This window comes from Alkalicoccus luteus, from assembly GCF_052061695.1.
In the GTDB taxonomy this organism is placed as follows: domain Bacteria; phylum Bacillota; class Bacilli; order Bacillales; family Salisediminibacteriaceae; genus Alkalicoccus; species Alkalicoccus luteus.
In genome coordinates this window covers 119,501-136,359 of sequence record NZ_JBPZEY010000007.1, presented here as the reverse complement: position 1 = coordinate 136,359, position 16,859 = coordinate 119,501, and the positions used below count along the sequence as shown (strand labels likewise).

Genomic DNA, 16,859 nt, shown 5'->3' with positions numbered 1-16,859 from the left:
CCGCCTTTGAAAACGGGAAGATAACGAAAGCAGTCACAACGAGGAGGATTTGACATGAAAAAACTTCGCTGGGGCCTCGCTGCACTGCTGGCCTGGATATCGCTTGATTTATACATCGGAAAAAAACGGCACAGGCGCCGCAGCGGCGAGCCTGCTCCGCCGGTTCGCACGAGCGGAAACGCTGCTTTTTTTAATCAGGGAGATGAGTTATTTACCCATATGCTGCAAAAAATGAAGCAGGCGGACACCTGTATTCATATGCACTTTTATATCTTTCGCGATGACGAGGTCGGCCGGGAATTTCTCGATGTGCTGATGCAAAAGGCTTCGGAGGGACTGGACGTCCGTCTGCTGCTTGACTGGCTCGGGGCACGTCTTCCGCTGCGGACGAGGCGCGAGCTGAAGAAGTCAGGTGTGCGCTTTTCGTACGCGCAAAAGCCTCGGCTCCCGTTTCTGTTTTATTCTATTAACGAACGGAATCACCGCAAAGTCACGGTGATTGACAATAAGCATGCGTACATCGGCGGCTTTAATGCCGGCAATGAATATGCGGGAAGCGACCCGCGCATCGGAATCTGGCGGGACTATCACCTGTATGTGACGGGCGCTGCTATTCCAGCGTTGAGCCGGCAGTTTGCAAGGGACTGGCAGGCGGATACACTCGAGCCGCTGACGATCCCTGATCCTGTCGAAGCAGACAGCGATCCGACGCCTCTTGAATTCCGTTCAACTGACGGAGCGCACGTCACTGATCATTTAAAAGCGCTTTTTGCCGAGGCAGAAACGTCGGTCTTCATCGGTACGCCTTACTATATTCCTGGTGCGGACATGCATCGTGAAGTGATTCGCCTGGCAGAACGGGGCGTGAAGGTCCGCGTGCTCATTCCGAAGCATCCGGATCACCCGCTCGTAAAGGACGCTGCCTTCCCGTATTTCCGGGAGCTGCTCGATGCAGGCGTTGAAGTCCGCCAGTTTGCGGAAGGGTTTTATCATGCAAAGGTGATTTTAATCGATGATCACGTCATTGATATTACAACGGCTAACTTTGATATGAGAAGCTTCTACATTAATCACGAAGCTTCCTGTACGATTCGGGACCGGACGTGGATCCAGTCGATCCTGCCGGGTCTCGACTCCGACTTTTACGAGTACGGCGAGCCGATTACGTACCATCTTCTCAGCAGCCGGACGTGGCCGGACCGCCTTCGTGAAAAAACGGCTACACTCATTTCGTCGTGGATGTAAAGGCGTTTATAAAGGGCGTAAAGGGGTATTGATTACTAACATCAAGAATCGGCATCACGATTACATGATTAGTTGCTGCTGTCCTCCAGGACGGCAGCAATTTCTCGTTTACGCAGATGAATGAGGATGATTCTCTTTCTCATATACCGGGGAGGGTTCCACATGGCGATGTCATCGACTGTCCTTAATCAGCCACTTCGGCAGCCGCGGCTGCTGGAACACCGGGAACTGCTGTTTGCGCTTGCCGGAGGCGTGTTTTTCCTGGCCGGCCTTGCAGCCGGTTCATCGGCGCTCGCGATCTTTTTTTACCTTCTTTCCTACGGAGTGGGCGGCTTTTATAAGGCACGCGAAGGATTAACCGATCTCATTCACGACCGCTCGCTGAATGTTGAAATTCTCATGATTCTTGCTGCTCTCGGTGCTGCCTCCATCGGCTTTTGGAGCGAAGGGGCGATTCTGATTTTTATTTTCGCCATGAGCGGTGCGCTGGAAACGTACACGCTGCAAAAGAGCGAGAAGGACCTTTCCGAACTGGTAAAGCTGGCGCCGGAACAAGCGGTCCTTGTTACAAACGGAACAACGGTTACGGTCGCCGTTGATTCGCTTCGGCCGGGAGATGTGGTGCTCGTCCGCAACGGGGAACGGATTCCCGCTGACGGGATCGTACGCCGCGGCGCTTCTGCTGTCGACGAATCGGCTATCACCGGCGAACCGGTGCCGGTTGAAAAGCTGGACGGCAGCGACGTATTCAATGGCACCATGAATGGAAGCGGTACGCTGGAGGTAGAAGTGACACGAGAGAACAAGGACTCGCTGTTCCAGAAAATGATTGCACTCGTCGATGAAGCGAAAACGAGCCGGCCTAAGGCGCAGCGGTTCATCGAACGCATTGAAGGACCCTACGTCATAACGGTATTGATCGCTACTGCTCTGCTCATCGTCCTCCCTCCCCTTGTTTGGCAGGCACCGTTTGAGGCAACCTTTTACCGGGCCATGGTCATGCTCGTCGTTGCTTCCCCGTGTGCGGTTGTTGCATCGATTATGCCGGCGCTGCTTTCGGCCATTTCGACCGGAGCACGTTTCGGCTTGTTAACCAAGGGCGGCATTCCGCTCGAACAGCTCGTGAAAACGAACGTGATTGCTGTTGATAAAACAGGTACGCTCACAAAAGGAAGCCCCCGCGTTACCGGGGTTTATGCACTGAATGGTGCCGAAGAGGAAGCACTCGCTGCCGTGGCCGGTACAGAGGCAGAGTCCTCTCATCCGCTGGCCCGAGCTGTCACGTCATACGTCAAGCGCTCCGGCATTCCGCTCCGTTCACCGATTACGACACAGAGTCATACAGGCAAGGGCATTGAAGCAGCGTTTGAAGATGGGGTGTGGAAAATCGGCAATGAAACGTGGGCGCAGGCCGACAGCTGGCCTGACGAGGCACGCCGGCAGCATCGTGCCTGGATGAGCACCGGACATACCGTCATTTTCGCTCTCCAAAACAACACACCACGGCTGATGATTGCGTTAAAGGATGAAGTCCGGCCTGAAGCAGCTGCGTTTGTGAAGGAAATGACGAAATACGGGATCGAAACGGTTATGATCACGGGCGATAATGAAGAAACAGCGAAGGCGATCGCTTCGGAAACGGGCATCCGTTCCTGGGTTTCCCGCTGCATGCCGGAGCAGAAGGTGACTGAAATCGAACGGCTGAGGCGGGAAAAGGGTGCCGTTGTCATGATCGGCGACGGTGTAAACGATGCACCGGCAATGGCAAAAGCTGATATCGGCATCGCTATGGGGTCCGGGACCGATGTCGCCGTTGATACAGCAGATATGGTGCTCATGAAAAGCGACCTTTCCAAGATCATGCTTGCTGTCCGCCTTTCCTCACGACTGCGGAGGATTGTGATTCAAAACCTCGTCTTTTCCAGTGCTGTCATCCTGTTTCTGCTAACCGCCAATTTTGCCCAGTCGCTGACGCTTCCGCTCGGCGTGATCGGACACGAAGGCAGCACGATTCTCGTCATCCTGAACGGCCTGCGGCTGCTGAGGCCGTAGTCTATAAGGAAAGCCCTGTCATTACCTGACAGGGCTTTCCGATGTATGGTCAGCTACTTGTTTTCGTACAGATAAAAGGGATGAAGCACTTCGGGATTGCCGGCGTGCTCCATGCTGATGGTGCCGCTTTCGCTGCTGAGGGCTTGATAAAGCCAGGCTGCATCGTGCCCGTATGCGGCTGCGTCCTCCGGATCCGATGCGTAGACGATCCGGTCAATTTTCGCCCAGTAAGCCGCCGCGAGACACATTGGACACGGATAACAGCTCGTATACAACACCGCACCTGGAAGCTCCGGTGAACCGATACGCCGACACGCTCTCCGCACCGCCTCTACTTCGGCATGAGAGGTTGGATCGTGCGTTTGATCTATATCGTTAACTGCTTCCGCGAGCATCACGCCGTCCTGCACTATAACAGCGCCAAACGGCTGTCCCCGTCCGGAAAGCACGTTTTCCCGCGCAAGGGCGGTAGCCCGGTTAATCCACTGACTGTCCTGCTCGTTCATGTTTTCTCCTCCTGTTTGACGAAAGGCGCCCGCGGATCAGCGTCGTGCGGGATAATCCCGCGTACCCGTACTGACCGCTTTCCTTTTTCCTTCTGGTACTCCTCATACATTTGCTTCGGCAGGTCATCAAATTCCGCCTGGCCTTCAATAGAGAGTCCGTAATAGACATCTTTTATCCCGCTCCAGTAAACAGCTCCGAGACACATCGGACAAGGCTCGCAGTTCGTATACAGTACGCAGCCGCTTAAATCAGTCGATCCAAGCTCCTTGCCGGCCTTCTGCAGTGCCCGTATTTCGCCATGTGCTGTTGGATCCTGTTGCTCCGGTCCGTCGTTAACGGCTGAAGCGATTTCCTCGCCGTCTTTCACTACGACAGCAGCGAACGGCGGCATCCCGTCCTCTACATTCTGTACAGCCATTTCCACACACTTCTGCATCCATGCATCGTGATTCATACGCTCACGCTCCTTATGAGTCCGTCTATCCCCCCTATCCCACCGTTTTCCTTTCCTTAAACAGTTTGTTTCAACTGCTCTTTTATCCCGAGACATACAAAAAAAGCCTTCTGCGTCACGGGGACACAGAAGGCGGTTTGTCTTTCTAGCCAAAGAAAGAAGTGGAAACCCACTGAAATATTTTATATCCGAAGTAGATGCCAAAGATCCCCATAATGCCCGGCAGTGCGGGTGGAGCAGGAATCGGAAGACGGATCCATGCGAAAACAAATCCAACAATCAGTCCAGCCAGCGTAGCCAGTATGACGTCCTGCATGCTGTCACTCTCCTTGCGTTCATTTTATACCTTGTCCAGCTTACCAGAAAGAGGTACGTACATCTAGTGCTTTTAATGAATTACCGAAAATAAGTTCATTAGACTCAGAAAAAATGTTCTGACAGCCGTACGAAAAAACCGCACCGGGGCTAATGCCGGTGCGGGACGTGCTTACATTTTTTCCGGTGCAGAAACGCCGATATCGCTCAGCGCGTTATGAAGTGTGATACGGACTGCTTCCACGAGTGCAAGCCGTGCTTTCGTGAGCTGCTCATCGTCGGTGAGAACTTTTTCTGCGTTATAGAAACTGTGCAGCGTCTGGGCCAGATCGTAGACGTAATTCGTCATGCGATGCGGTGCGTGGCGCTTCGCGGCATCTGCAACGGCTTCCGGATATTCGCCGATTTTCTTCATGAGATCCTGATCCTTTTCACTCGTCAGCACAGACAGATCTGCTTCGTGATCCGGCTTCAGGCCTTTTTCAGCCGCTTGGCGAAGCATGCTGCAAATGCGGGCATGCGCATACTGCACATAGTAAACCGGATTTTCGTTGGATTCCGATTTGGCAAGCGTCAGATCGAAGTCAAGGTGCGTCTCCGCTGCGCGCATAGCGAAGAAGTAACGCGTCGCATCGATGCCGACTTCTTCCATGAGCTCGCGCATCGTTACGGCGTTGCCTGTCCGCTTGCTCATTTTAACCTTCTCTCCGTTTTCAAACAGGTTTACCATCTGAATGATCTGCACCGTCAGCTGCTCTTTGCCGTAGCCGAGCGCCTGAATCGCAGCCTGCATCCGCGGAATATAGCCGTGATGATCTGCGCCCCAAATGTTAATCAGCTCTTCAAAGCCGCGGTTCAGCTTGTCCTGGTGATAGGCAATATCCGGTGTCAGGTACGTGTACGTTCCGTCCTGTTTAATGAGGACGCGGTCTTTATCATCTCCGTATGCTGTGGAGCGGAACCAGAGTGCTCCGTCCTTTTCATACGTTTCCCCGTTGGCGGCAAGCTTATCAAGAACAGGCTGAATCTTTTCCTCTTCGTACAGCGAGGATTCGGAAAACCAGTTGTCGAACATCACGCGGAAGTCAGCGAGATCGTCCTTCAGCTTATCTGTTTCCCTCTTTAGTCCGTAGTCGCGGAAGAAGGCACGGCGCTTATCCACGTCCGCATCCTTAAACCGGTCTCCGTAGGATTCGGCAATCTCTTTAGCGAACCCGATAATATCCGAGCCGTGATAGCCGTCCGCTGGCATCTCTGCATCTTCCCCGATTTCCTGAAGATAGCGCGCTTCGAGCGAGAGCACGAGGTTGTCTATCTGATTGCCGGCATCGTTGATGTAGTACTCGCGCGCTACGTCGTAGCCCGCTTTTGTCAAAATGTTGGACAGCGTATCACCGACGGCGGCTCCACGGGCGTGTCCAAGATGCAGCGTGCCGGTCGGATTCGCTGAAACAAACTCTACCTGCACCTTTTTCCCGGCACCAATGTCGCTCGTTCCAAACGCTTCATCCATCGTCAGCGCCGTTTTGACGATGTCCGACAGGTAGTCTTTTTTCATGAAAAAGTTAATGAAGCCTGGTCCGGCGATGTCCAGCTTGTCGATCGCCGCTGCTTCATAGTTGATGTTCGCTGCGATGTCGTCTGCGATCGCACGCGGAGCCTTTTTGGCCACGCGGGCGAGCTGCATCGCCAGGTTCGTCGCAAAATCTCCATGCTCTTTATCTTTTGGCGTCTCAATGACCACGTCGGGAATCTCTTCAGCCGACGCCAGTCCTGCTGCGGTGACAGCCTGCTGCAGCTCTTGTTTCAGCGTTTCTTTAATCTGTTCTACCTGGCTCATGGCGTTTCCTCCTCAAACGTTACCTTCATCGTATACGTTCCCGTTTCCGATCCTTGCAGCGTCAACACATAGACGAGCCGGATGACGCCGGTCCCTGCGTCTGCATCCCAGTCGCAGCTGAGTTCCTTCGTTTTCGTCATCATGTGCATGGGACCTGCCTGACTGTTGTAAGTGCCTTCCGTGCTTGCACCTTCAATAAAGCGCTGGTTCATGGAAATGTCGCCTTCCCGGCGGACCGAGAGACGGCCGTCGCGGTACTGCATCGTCTGATCCGTTCCGGCCTCGTTTTCTTCACGGGGCTCACGGAACTTCAGGACGACCATGTCTCCGCGCCAGAGTACTTCCCCTGTTGCCTCCATCGTGTGCCGTTCGCGCTGCTTTCCATCCTTAATGTCTGTTCGGATACTGATGTCCACCGGCATGCGGTTTTGTGTCATAGTGTTTCACCCGATCCTTTCTTGATAACCAGACTATTATAACGGAAAAAAGCGGCTTTCATCAAGGGCGCGGCGGGAACCCGAGCATCATTTCCCGGATCAGCTTGCATGCTGCAACCGACGTCTGCTCAGCCGGGTCATAGGCGGGCAGCACTTCTACGAGATCACAGCCAATAACGTTAACGTCAGACTCCGAAATCAGGCGCACGGCTTCGAGCAGCTCTGCTGATGTAATGCCGCCTGCCTCCGGCGTGCCTGTGCCCGGTGCATATGCCGGATCAAGTACATCAATATCGATCGTGACGTATACGTTTCGTCCTGAAAGCTCCGGAAGCTTCTGCTTCAACGGTTCTGCCACGTGAAAGCGGCTCATGTGCATACCGGATGAAGCAGCATATTCGAACTCCTCGCGCATTCCGGACCGAATGCCGAACGAGTAGACGTTCTCCGGTCCGAGCAGCTCGCACGTCTTGCGGATCGGCGTGGAGTGAGACAGCTCCTCGCCCTCATACTCCTCGCGCAGATCGGCATGCGCATCGATATGGATGACAGCCAGATCGTTATACGCGTCGTAAGCAGACTGAATCACCGGCCAGGAGACGAGATGCTCGCCGCCAAGTCCGACCGGGAATCGTCCGTCACGGAAGAGACCGGCCGTATACTGCTTCATCAGCTCCAGCGATTTTGCAGCATTTCCGAATGGCAGCAGCATGTCACCGGCATCGTGCACGCGGATTTGTTCTAGGTGCCGGTCCAGATAGACGCTGTATTCTTCAAGGCCGATCGACGCCTCGCGGATCCGCTGCGGACCGAACCGGGAGCCAGGCCGAAAGCTTACTGTATAGTCCATCGGCATGCCGTACAGCACGATGTCCGCTTCTTCGTATGCTTTATCTGCCATAATAAACTTTCCGGACGAATAGCCTGCATCGAACAGCTTCATTTATTTACCCTCCGTGATGTCCTGGACGAACTTAGGCAGCGCAAATGCAGCTGTATGGATCTGCCTCGTATAATAGTTGGTTTCAAACGGGTGGAACCGGTCATCTTCCACCTCAAGCGGATCGTATACTTTAGACCCGAGTGTGAACGTCCACAGACCGCTCGGATACGTCGGGATATTTGCCGTATAAAGACGTGTCACTGGGAAAGTCGCCTTAATGTCACGGAAGGCGTCTGCAACGAGCTGCTTCTGAAACCACGGGTTATCGGTCTGTGCAACGAAAATACCGTCGTCTTTGAGCGCCCGGCTGATGCCCTCATAAAAACCTTTTGTAAACAGGTTCACCGCAGGTCCTACGGGCTCTGTCGAGTCGACCATGATGACATCATATTCATTCGTGCTTTCAGCGATATGCATGAAGCCATCCGCTACTTTTACTTCGACGCGTGCATCGTCCAGTGCACCTGCAATCGAAGGCAGATACTGCTTGGAGTACTCGATGACTTTGCCGTCAATTTCAACGAGCGTCGCTTTTTGCACTTCCGGGTGCTTCAATATTTCACGAATCACGCCGCCGTCACCGCCGCCGACGACGAGGACGTTCTCCGGGTTCGGATGCGTATGAAGCGGGACGTGTGCGACCATCTCGTGGTAAACAAATTCGTCTTTTTCTGTCGTCATCACCATGCCATCAAGCAGCAGCATGTTGCCAAACTCCTTCGTTTCGACCATATCCAGCTGCTGAAATTCTGTCTTTTCACTGACATAGGTGCGCGTAATTTCAGCTGTAATTCCGAAATGCTCTGTCTGTTTTTCCGTAAACCAAATACTCATAGGTAAGGTCACTCCGTTCTTTTAAGTTCGTTTCTTAACGTAGCGGAAAATGACTGAAATCGCAAGTGTTTTTGGGGTGTTTTCTCATATGATTGGAGGGGAGGACAGCCAGCTGGAGCGAGCAGCACTTCGTTCGTTTCTATAATCGCTTTACTCTACACGGTAACGGGAAACGATCGCGAGCCGCCTGGATCGTTCTAGCGGGACGGAATCGTGCAGCCTTCGCGGTTCGTTCATTTGTAATAACAGCCTGTTCAGTTACATGAGTTTGCTTTTATGCAGCACTGTATTCTACTTGCACGGTGTCACGTTTGTTTCTAACTGCGTTGTGCAGCTTTTGCTTCGGTTTCCCACACACGCCTTTTAATCTTTTCTATGAATATTCGGCTAAAGAAAAACCGCCCCGGTGCTTCCGGGGCGGTTCGGTTTATGATTCTCCAAGCTCCTGCAGCCGCAGCTCAATGCGGCGGATTTTGCCGGAAGTCGTTTTTGGCAGTTCTTCCATGAATTCGATGCGGCGCGGATACTTGTACGGTGCCGTCATCTGCTTCGTGTGATCCTGCAGCTCCTTGACCAGCTCTTCTTCCGGCTTATCGGACTTTTCCCGCAGTACGATAAAAGCCTTCACGACGTGCCCCCGCGTTTCGTCCGGTGAGGCGACGACGGCACATTCGCGTACCGCCGGATGCTTCAATAGCGCATCCTCGACTTCAAATGGTCCGATCGTATAGCCGGAGCTGATGATGATGTCATCGCTGCGCCCTTTAAACCAGAAGTAGCCGTCTTCATCCTTTACCGCCTGGTCACCGGTGATGTACCAGTCGCCGCGGAACGCTGCCTGCGTCCGCTCCGGATCGAGGTAATATTCACGGAACAGCGCCGGGCAGTCCCTGTGTACGGCAATATCTCCAACCTCGCCGGATGGTGCCGGGCTGCCAGATTCGTCGACGATGTCCACCTGGTTGCCCGGCGTCGGGCGTCCCATCGATCCAGGCTTCACTTCCATCCCCTGCACGTTGCAGACGAGCAGCGTGTTTTCCGTCTGGCCGTAGCCGTCGCGGACTTCGATTTGAAAAGCTTCACGGAAGGCGTCGATCACCGGGCGGTTCAGCGGCTCTCCTGCTGAAACGGCACTCTTCAGCGCGGAGAGGTCGTAGGAGCTGAGCTTGTCGAGCTTCGCCATAATCCGGTATTCGGTCGGCGTGCAGCAGAGAACGTTGATTTTCTCGTCCTCCATCATCTGCAGGTACGTTTCCGCATCGAACGGACCGTGGTAAACGTAGGCGGTTGCTCCGAGCGTAATCGTGGAGAGAAACGGGCTCCAAATCCATTTTTGCCAGCCAGGCGCTGCCGTCGCCCAGACGACGTCGCCTTCGCGGACGCCGAGCCATTCCCTTGCAGCAGTCCGTACGTGGGCATAGCCCCAGCCGTGCGTATGCACCACGCCTTTCGGATTTCCCGTCGTTCCCGACGTGTACGATAGAAATGCCATATCATCACGCGTCGTTTCCAGCTTCAGCGCATCAGCAGGCTCCTGTTCCGCGAGGGATTCGAGCCGCTCCCAGCCGATCTCTTCTCCGCCGACGATCAGCCTGTGCAACTTCTCTTCGGTCTCCATTCTGTTTACTTCGCCCGTGCTTTCATGATAGGCAATAACCGCTTTTGCGCCGGAGTGCTCCACCCGGTACTGCAAATCCTTTTTTCGCAGCATATCGGAGCAAGGAACGGCGACGATACCGGCGCGCAGACAGCCAAGATAGGTCATGTATGCCTCTGGAATCCGCGGCAGCAGAACGAGTACTTTATCCCCCTTCTGCAGGCCGAGCGACTGCAGCGCCCGTGCAAACTGGTTCGTCCGCTCTGTCAGCTCCCGGTAGGTCACATCCCGCCGGTTGCCTGCCTGGTCGCGCCAGCGGACGGCCAGCGTCGTGCTGTCCTGGTGGCGGTCCACCTCTTCGGAAATATTGTATTGTTCTGGTGCTATCAGTTCAGTCGTTTGCATGCATGCCCCTCCTCATGATGATGCCCACAGCGGTGCTATGGGAGAAATAAATAAAAGATGCTTGAAAAGAAAATAACAACTGCAGCGGCTGCGGCCGCTGCTTTTCCTTTAGAAAACTGCTGCGTCGTCATCAATACGTGTATACCCGCGACTGTCATCCAGGTAATGCCGGCGGCTGCGAGCACTGCCGCAGCAGGACCGGCAAGCAGACCGGTCATGAGCGGTACCGCGAGCAGACCCGGCACGAGTATGACAGCACTCATGCGGCTGACCTCTCGCACGCGTCCCGGTCCGCCGAATCCGCGTGCCCCGGCCCAGAGCAGCAGCCCGAGTCCGATCCGTGAAAGCCATGCTGTGAACAGGCCGAACAGGATAAAGATGAGCGGCGCTAATCCGTACTGCAAAAAGGCTGCGTCAAAGTCCGCAATAAACGACAGGTTGGCTAGAATGCCCGCTGTCCCGTAAAGCAGACCGACTGTCAAAATGAGCAGCCGGACGAGCACGGCGCTGTTTTCCTTTTCTAAAAATGTCTGATAGGCGTCCTGCTGCATAAACAGCATACGTGCTACGGTCATCAAAGCGGCCTCCTGACTACTGCTCTACATATTCCATGGGAACAACGCCCATACAGCTACTGCAGAAAAAAGAATGACGGTAATTGCGGCACCGAGCTGGCTGTTATACCGCTGCGGATGTACGTTGGACCATCCGTGAATCCGTTCAATCAAACGCTTATCCGCATCAGGCGTTAAATGCCTGGACAGGGACGGCATCCGGTTTGTGACATACGACACGACGATGAGCAGAACGAAGCTGATCGGAATGGCAAGCATCGCGCCGGATAAGCCCATGCCGTCCGTCACTCCGTGTCCGGTGATGACGACAGAAGGAAAGACGAACGGAGAAACGATAATGTAAATCAGCCCGCCAATGACCGAAGCTGCCATAGCCCCGTACTTGTTTGCTTCCTTCCACCAGACGCCGACGATAATTAGCGGTGCATTGGTTACTCCGGCAAGCCCGAACGCCCAGAGAATACTGACGACGAGGAAGGCCGGCGGGTTAATCGCCAGCAGAATGCTCACAATACCCCCGGTGAAAATGGCAGCGTAGCCGAGCTTCACGCGCATTTTCGTTGGAATGGACGGCTTGAGCGTCGTGATGATGTCCTGAGACAACAGGGCGCCGATCGCCAGCAGGTTTCCGCTTATCGTCGACAGTCCGGCTGCGATCGCACCTGCAATAACAAGGGCGGTCACCCATTCCGGATTGTAAACGAGGTTCAAAATGAGCGTTAATTTATCCGCGTCGGTAGATGAAATAGACACTCCCTGCGTCTGTGTGGCGTATACGCCGACAAAGCCCATCGCATAGGTTGCGGAGAAGACGAGGCCGATAATAAAGGTGAACCAGACCATTGCGTTCCGCGCCGACTTTAAGTTGGAGGCGGTGTAAATCCGCATAGCCAGGTGCGGCAGGCCGAGTGACCCGATCGTCAGGCCGATCAGGCTGACGTACCATTTCGGAGAGAACTGGTAGTCAAAGAATCCCGGCATGGCATCGACCATCGCCGGCACCATATCCGCATAGAGGAGCGGCGGGAAAAACCATCCGCTTCCGCCGACTGCCTTCATAATCGCTCCGAGCGGAATAATAAACATAAGCGCGATGATGACCATCTGAATGGCAGCGTTGTTCGATGCTCCTGCCATCCCGCCGATCGTGACGTAGCCGACTATCAGGAGACCCCCGATCAAAAGCCCCGGCAGGTACGGGATCCCGAGCACCATTTCAAAGGCGAGGGCCACCCCGATCATCTGTCCAAGCGCGTACATCAAGGAAACGAGAATCATAAACAGCGCGGCGATAATAGACGCACTGACGCCGTAGCGTTCCCGGATAAAGTGCGTCGGGGAGAATGCGCCCATGCGGCGAAGGCTCGTTCCGTAAATAATCGTGATGAGCGGAATCGATAAGATCAGCTGAATCCACAGCATGATAAACGGCACCTGAAGCTCAAGAATCAGTGCAGTGATGCCAAGAAACGTCGCCAGGCTCATGTATGTAGAAGCCATGGCCAGTCCGTTCGTAACCGGACCGATCGTAGAACCTGCAACGTAAAGATCTGCGACGGACTGACTCTTTTTATTCGAAATGAAGCTGACGACATAAAACAATACAAACATCGCAATGATTGCGACGATCCCAAGTATTGGATTACTTAACTGCCATGCAGTCTCTTCCATCTTCCATTTCCCCCATTCCTTCTGATCTCTGTTCCAGCTCCTCTATCTCTTCTTCATTCGCCTTCTCTATTTCCGCGTCGATCTTATTGCCGAAATGATTGGCCAGGACAGCAAGAAACAGGATGCCAAACCAGCCGGATAAAATCGGGATGATGTACATAATTGGAAAGCCGAACAGCATGCCCTGCACCGGAAATATGGAAAAGAAGAGTGCGACATTACCGGCAGCAACCATTAACAGCGTCATGATGACCGTAAACCTGACCTCCATACGATACGCTCTCAAGCGGATCCCCCCATTCATGATTGAAATTCTGACTGACTGTTCAGTCGAAGTAACTCTGATTTCCTCCTTTCCCAATTTCTGTTCTAGTACATGTGTTAAATTGTAATCGCTTTCAATAAAAAGTGTCAATATGTTTTCAATTTTTAGATATTTTAATTTTCTTCGCTTTACGACCTGGTATAAGTCATTCGTCTTATTTTACTGAAAGCGTTTTCTTTTTGTCAGAAAATTGCTTATAATAGGAGTAGCATTCATTCTGAGCGGGCGTTCAGATCCCGCATGGAGGTTAGTTACATATGGCAGAGATCCGCAGTGTGACAGTTGGAGGTTTACTTGCAGAAAAAGCCGCGGCCTATCCGGATCACGAGGCTGTCGTCTATCCGGACCGAGGTCTGCGCTGGTCGTATCAGCAGTTTTACGAGCGTGCGCGCCGCACTGCCCGAGGTTTCATGGGCATCGGGATGAAAAAAGGCGATCATGCTGCCGTCTGGGCGACTAATCGTCCGGAGTGGGTCGAAACTCAATTTGCGACCGGGCTGATGGGATCGGTACTCGTCACGGTAAACACGAGCTACCAGAAAGCAGAGCTGGAGTATTTGCTGCAGCAGTCAGAAAGCTCCACGCTGATTTTAATGGAGTCGTACAAGGGAACGTCCTATATCGATATTTTATATGCCATCGCACCGGAGCTGGAGCAGGCTGAGCCTGGAAACCTGCAGGCTGCAAAGCTCCCTCATTTAAAGCGCGTCATCGTATTGGGCGACAACCGCTATCCCGGTACCTACTCTTGGGAAGACGTGGCAGACGCTGCCGAAGCTGTCTCAGAAGCGGAGCTCGATCAGCAGTTCGCCTCGCTTGATCCGTCCGACGTGATTAATATGCAGTACACGTCCGGGACGACAGGCTTTCCAAAAGGCGTCATGCTCACGCACTCCAACATTGTGAACAACGGGTTGAATATCGCTGAGTGCATGAAGCTGACAAAGGATGACCGCATGTGCATTCCTGTGCCGTTTTTCCACTGCTTCGGCTGTGTGCTCGGGATACTCGCGGCATTTAATGCCGGAGCGACGATTGTACCAGTACAGGAGTTCGACCCGGAGCTGGTGCTCGACGCTGTTTCCAAGGAGCGGTGTACAGCGCTCCACGGCGTTCCGACCATGTTTATTGCCGAACTGAATCATCCGGACTTTGCGTCCTATGACCTGTCGTCGCTCCGAACAGGCATCATGGCCGGCTCCAATTGTCCGATAGAAGTGATGAAGGCGGTTGTCAACGACATGGGAGCATCTGAAATTACGATTGCCTACGGGCAGACGGAATCGTCTCCGGTCATCACGCAGACGCGGACGGACGATCCGCTCGACGTCCGCGTATCCACGGTGGGACGCACGCTGCCTAACGTAGAAGCGAAAGTTGTGCGTCCAGGAACGCGTGAGGAAGTGCCGAACGGCGATCAGGGCGAGCTGGTGACGCGCGGCTACCATGTCATGCGCGGCTATTACAATAACGCAGAGGAAACGGAAAATGCGATCGACAGCGACGGCTGGCTGTATACCGGAGACCTGGCTGTGCAGGATGAAAATGGCTATTTCAGCATCACCGGCCGGCTGAAGGATATGATCATCCGCGGCGGCGAAAACATTTATCCTCGTGAAATTGAGGAATTCTTGTACCAGCATCCAAAAATTCTCGACGTGCAAATCGTCGGCGTACCGGATGAGAAATACGGCGAGGAGATTGTTGCCTGGATCCGGCTCAAGGAAGGTGAAACAGCCGAAGCGGAAGAGATCCGCGAGTATTGCCGCGGCAGCATTTCCCACTTCAAAATCCCGCGCTTCATTACGTTCTGCGACGAGTATCCGATGACCGCTTCAGGAAAAATTCAGAAGTATAAGCTCAAGCAGGAAAGCATTGCGCTGAAAGAAGAGCAGAGCCGGTAAGTGTACTGGAATGCCCTCTCGTAAACGAAAAAAGCGGACCCGGCTCTCTGAGCGGATCCGTTTTTTATCTGCAGACAGAAAAACAGACGAAAGGGATGTGTGTGGGTCCACCTTCGTCTGCTTTCCTGTCTTAGTATGTTGCGTGTGTTCCCTAGTTTACTAGATATTCCCGGCTTTTCGCAAGCGATTCCGGCACCGTTCACAGTATGTTCACAAACAGATGTTCCATCTGCAGAGCTGGTGCCGACAGCCCCTGCGCTGACACGCTCCGGCAGGAAACGTGAAACAAGCTGCCCGCTGGTAAACAGCCGGGCAGCTTCTTCTTTTTACGTGCTGAGGCCGTTCTTCAGCTCATCGGACGATGCTTCCCAGAAGTCGCTGTTGAACTCAATCAGAAAGTCGCGCAGCACCTGCTTGGATACGTCGTCCATTTGCTCCACAGCGATTTTGCCTTTAAGGGATTTGTCCATGTTGTTGACGTGCTCAGGCATGCTTTTATAGCCGCGGCGGATCGAGCGGTCCACGGTCATTTCACAGGCGCCGACGCCTGTATAGGCAGGCTTTCCTTCCAGATGCTCTACGGTAACCCAGACGAGCCAGTACAGCTTGCCGTTCGGCACTTCGGCCTTATCCTTCAAAAACTTGATCCGCTTCTCCACTTCACTGCGCGCATGCAGCGCCCCCATGTCGATAAAGGCTTTTCCTTCCTCCGGGTCGACAAAGACCGGCGTCATGTTATTCAGATTGATCGTCCCAACGCCGTAGCCTCCGTGCCCATCTGTCGAATCATTCGATAAAATATTAAAATTGCCGCTCATTTTTTTGATTTTCTCGTTTTTCTTACGGTCTGCTTCATTCATGTAGGCCGCCTCCTTTTATTCCACGTGTGTCTCATTTCAGTTTATCACATCCGGCTGATTTCCTGAAAACATTGATGATGTGATTTCCGGCTTGCTTTACCGTATACTTACAGGGGAACGCACCTATCTTAAAGGAGGAATTGCAATGCCGATTGTAACCGTACAACTTCTCGAAGGCCGCACGGATGACCAGAAAAAAGCGCTCGTTGAAAAGGTGACAGAAGCTGTCACAAGTACCACACAGGCTCCGGCTGAGCGGGTAACCGTCGTGATTGAAGAAATGAATCCGGCCAACTACGGCCAGGGCGGCAAGCGCGCGAGCGACAGCGTGTAAGCTCTTATCAGCAGCAAACCCGGCATGCGGACCACCGCGATGCCGGGTTTTTGTCAGCGTGCCCGCTGCTTCAGCTTTTGAATAAAGGCGTAGGCGTCCTCAATGTCTGCTTCCTGGTAATTCTGGCGCGCTTTCAGACGGTATATTTTTTCCTCCACCTGCTCCCGCGGCAGTTCATCGAAATAAAGGACGGTGGAGACGAGTTCCAAAAATTTAGAGGAGCAGCCGTTCAGCTCCTGCATGAGCTGAGAATCGATCGGCTCTTCTTCATCCAGCACTGCGTGCAAAAAAGATTCTCCTTTGTCTGACAGACTGTAGCGGTACTGATAATAGCCGCTGATTTTTTCTTTCACTTCTTCCACAAACGATGCGTTGCACATCTCTTCCACCTGCAGCGTCAGCTCCTCGGAGTAAGGTCCGTACATATGGAACTGAAACTTTTCCCGGAACGGCTGCTTCATCCGCTTGGCGATATACACCATCTTCTGAAGTTTTTTACGTCCGGCAATGCTGCCTGTGTTTTTCAGCATAGCCAGCAGCTTGGCGTGTTCAAGCAGCACA

General features: G+C 53.5%; 17 protein-coding genes. 4 read left to right on the top strand and 13 right to left on the bottom strand.

The window, feature by feature from the left end:
* Positions 1-54 precede the first annotated feature (54 nt).
* Positions 55-1,245: a phospholipase D-like domain-containing protein gene (locus ACSZLD_RS11120; RefSeq protein ID WP_377909114.1), complete on the top strand. Its 1,191-nt coding sequence runs from the start codon at positions 55-57 to the stop codon at positions 1,243-1,245.
* 168 nt (positions 1,246-1,413) lie between these two features.
* Positions 1,414-3,297, top strand: a complete 1,884-nt coding sequence (locus tag ACSZLD_RS11115; RefSeq protein ID WP_444685237.1) for a heavy metal translocating P-type ATPase — start codon at positions 1,414-1,416, stop codon at positions 3,295-3,297.
* A 53-nt stretch (positions 3,298-3,350) separates the two neighbouring features.
* Here ACSZLD_RS11115 and ACSZLD_RS11110 read toward each other — a convergent pair whose 3' ends face one another.
* The 11 genes from ACSZLD_RS11110 to ACSZLD_RS11060 form a co-directional block, all read right to left on the bottom strand.
* Positions 3,351-3,803 (bottom strand): nucleoside deaminase, encoded by a 453-nt coding sequence (locus ACSZLD_RS11110; protein ID WP_444685203.1) that lies wholly within the window; start codon positions 3,801-3,803, stop codon positions 3,351-3,353.
* Positions 3,800-4,258 carry a nucleoside deaminase gene (locus ACSZLD_RS11105; RefSeq protein WP_377909112.1) on the bottom strand — a complete coding sequence of 153 codons (459 nt, stop codon included), beginning with the start codon at positions 4,256-4,258 and terminating at the stop codon, positions 3,800-3,802. The genes ACSZLD_RS11110 and ACSZLD_RS11105 overlap by 4 nt, the downstream gene beginning before the upstream one ends.
* Positions 4,259-4,403: 145 nt before the next feature.
* A complete protein-coding gene (locus tag ACSZLD_RS11100) occupies positions 4,404-4,574 on the bottom strand; it encodes a XapX domain-containing protein (protein ID WP_168005851.1) in 171 nt (56 codons plus the stop codon).
* Between the two features lie 171 nt (positions 4,575-4,745).
* Complete coding sequence (gene argS / locus ACSZLD_RS11095; RefSeq protein ID WP_377909111.1) at positions 4,746-6,413, bottom strand: arginine--tRNA ligase; 1,668 nt, start codon at positions 6,411-6,413, stop codon at positions 4,746-4,748.
* Positions 6,410-6,850, bottom strand: coding sequence for a YwiB family protein (locus tag ACSZLD_RS11090; protein WP_377909110.1), 441 nt, complete (start codon positions 6,848-6,850; stop codon positions 6,410-6,412). The genes argS and ACSZLD_RS11090 overlap by 4 nt, the downstream gene beginning before the upstream one ends.
* Positions 6,851-6,911: 61 nt before the next feature.
* Positions 6,912-7,793, bottom strand: a complete 882-nt coding sequence (gene speB / locus ACSZLD_RS11085; RefSeq protein ID WP_377909109.1) for an agmatinase — start codon at positions 7,791-7,793, stop codon at positions 6,912-6,914.
* A complete protein-coding gene (gene speE / locus ACSZLD_RS11080) occupies positions 7,794-8,627 on the bottom strand; it encodes a polyamine aminopropyltransferase (RefSeq protein WP_377909108.1) in 834 nt (277 codons plus the stop codon).
* A gap of 427 nt (positions 8,628-9,054) precedes the next feature.
* A complete protein-coding gene (mbcS, locus tag ACSZLD_RS11075; protein ID WP_444685202.1) occupies positions 9,055-10,629 on the bottom strand; it encodes an acyl-CoA synthetase MbcS in 1,575 nt (524 codons plus the stop codon).
* A 35-nt stretch (positions 10,630-10,664) separates the two neighbouring features.
* Positions 10,665-11,204 carry a hypothetical protein gene (locus tag ACSZLD_RS11070; RefSeq protein ID WP_377909106.1) on the bottom strand — a complete coding sequence of 180 codons (540 nt, stop codon included), beginning with the start codon at positions 11,202-11,204 and terminating at the stop codon, positions 10,665-10,667.
* 24 nt (positions 11,205-11,228) lie between these two features.
* Positions 11,229-12,875, bottom strand: a complete 1,647-nt coding sequence (locus ACSZLD_RS11065; RefSeq protein ID WP_444685201.1) for a solute symporter family protein — start codon at positions 12,873-12,875, stop codon at positions 11,229-11,231.
* On the bottom strand, positions 12,847-13,161 hold the full coding sequence (locus ACSZLD_RS11060; RefSeq protein WP_444685200.1) for a hypothetical protein: 315 nt from the start codon (positions 13,159-13,161) through the stop codon (positions 12,847-12,849). The genes ACSZLD_RS11065 and ACSZLD_RS11060 overlap by 29 nt, the downstream gene beginning before the upstream one ends.
* Positions 13,162-13,457: 296 nt before the next feature.
* On the opposite strand from ACSZLD_RS11060, the gene ACSZLD_RS11055 reads away from it, so the two are divergent.
* The gene (locus ACSZLD_RS11055) at positions 13,458-15,104 is read left to right on the top strand and encodes an AMP-binding protein (RefSeq protein ID WP_444685199.1); all 1,647 of its coding nucleotides are present in this window, start codon (positions 13,458-13,460) and stop codon (positions 15,102-15,104) included.
* A gap of 326 nt (positions 15,105-15,430) precedes the next feature.
* Here the strand turns inward: ACSZLD_RS11055 and ACSZLD_RS11050 are convergent, their stop codons facing one another.
* A complete protein-coding gene (locus ACSZLD_RS11050; RefSeq protein ID WP_377909102.1) occupies positions 15,431-15,964 on the bottom strand; it encodes a YwhD family protein in 534 nt (177 codons plus the stop codon).
* Between the two features lie 145 nt (positions 15,965-16,109).
* Between ACSZLD_RS11050 and thmT the strand changes: the two genes are divergently transcribed.
* Entirely contained in the window at positions 16,110-16,298 is a 189-nt protein-coding gene (thmT, locus tag ACSZLD_RS11045) for a 2-hydroxymuconate tautomerase (RefSeq protein ID WP_377909101.1), read from the top strand.
* A 53-nt stretch (positions 16,299-16,351) separates the two neighbouring features.
* Here thmT and ACSZLD_RS11040 read toward each other — a convergent pair whose 3' ends face one another.
* Positions 16,352-16,858, bottom strand: a complete 507-nt coding sequence (locus ACSZLD_RS11040) for a YwgA family protein (protein WP_377909100.1) — start codon at positions 16,856-16,858, stop codon at positions 16,352-16,354.
* Position 16,859 lies beyond the last annotated feature (1 nt).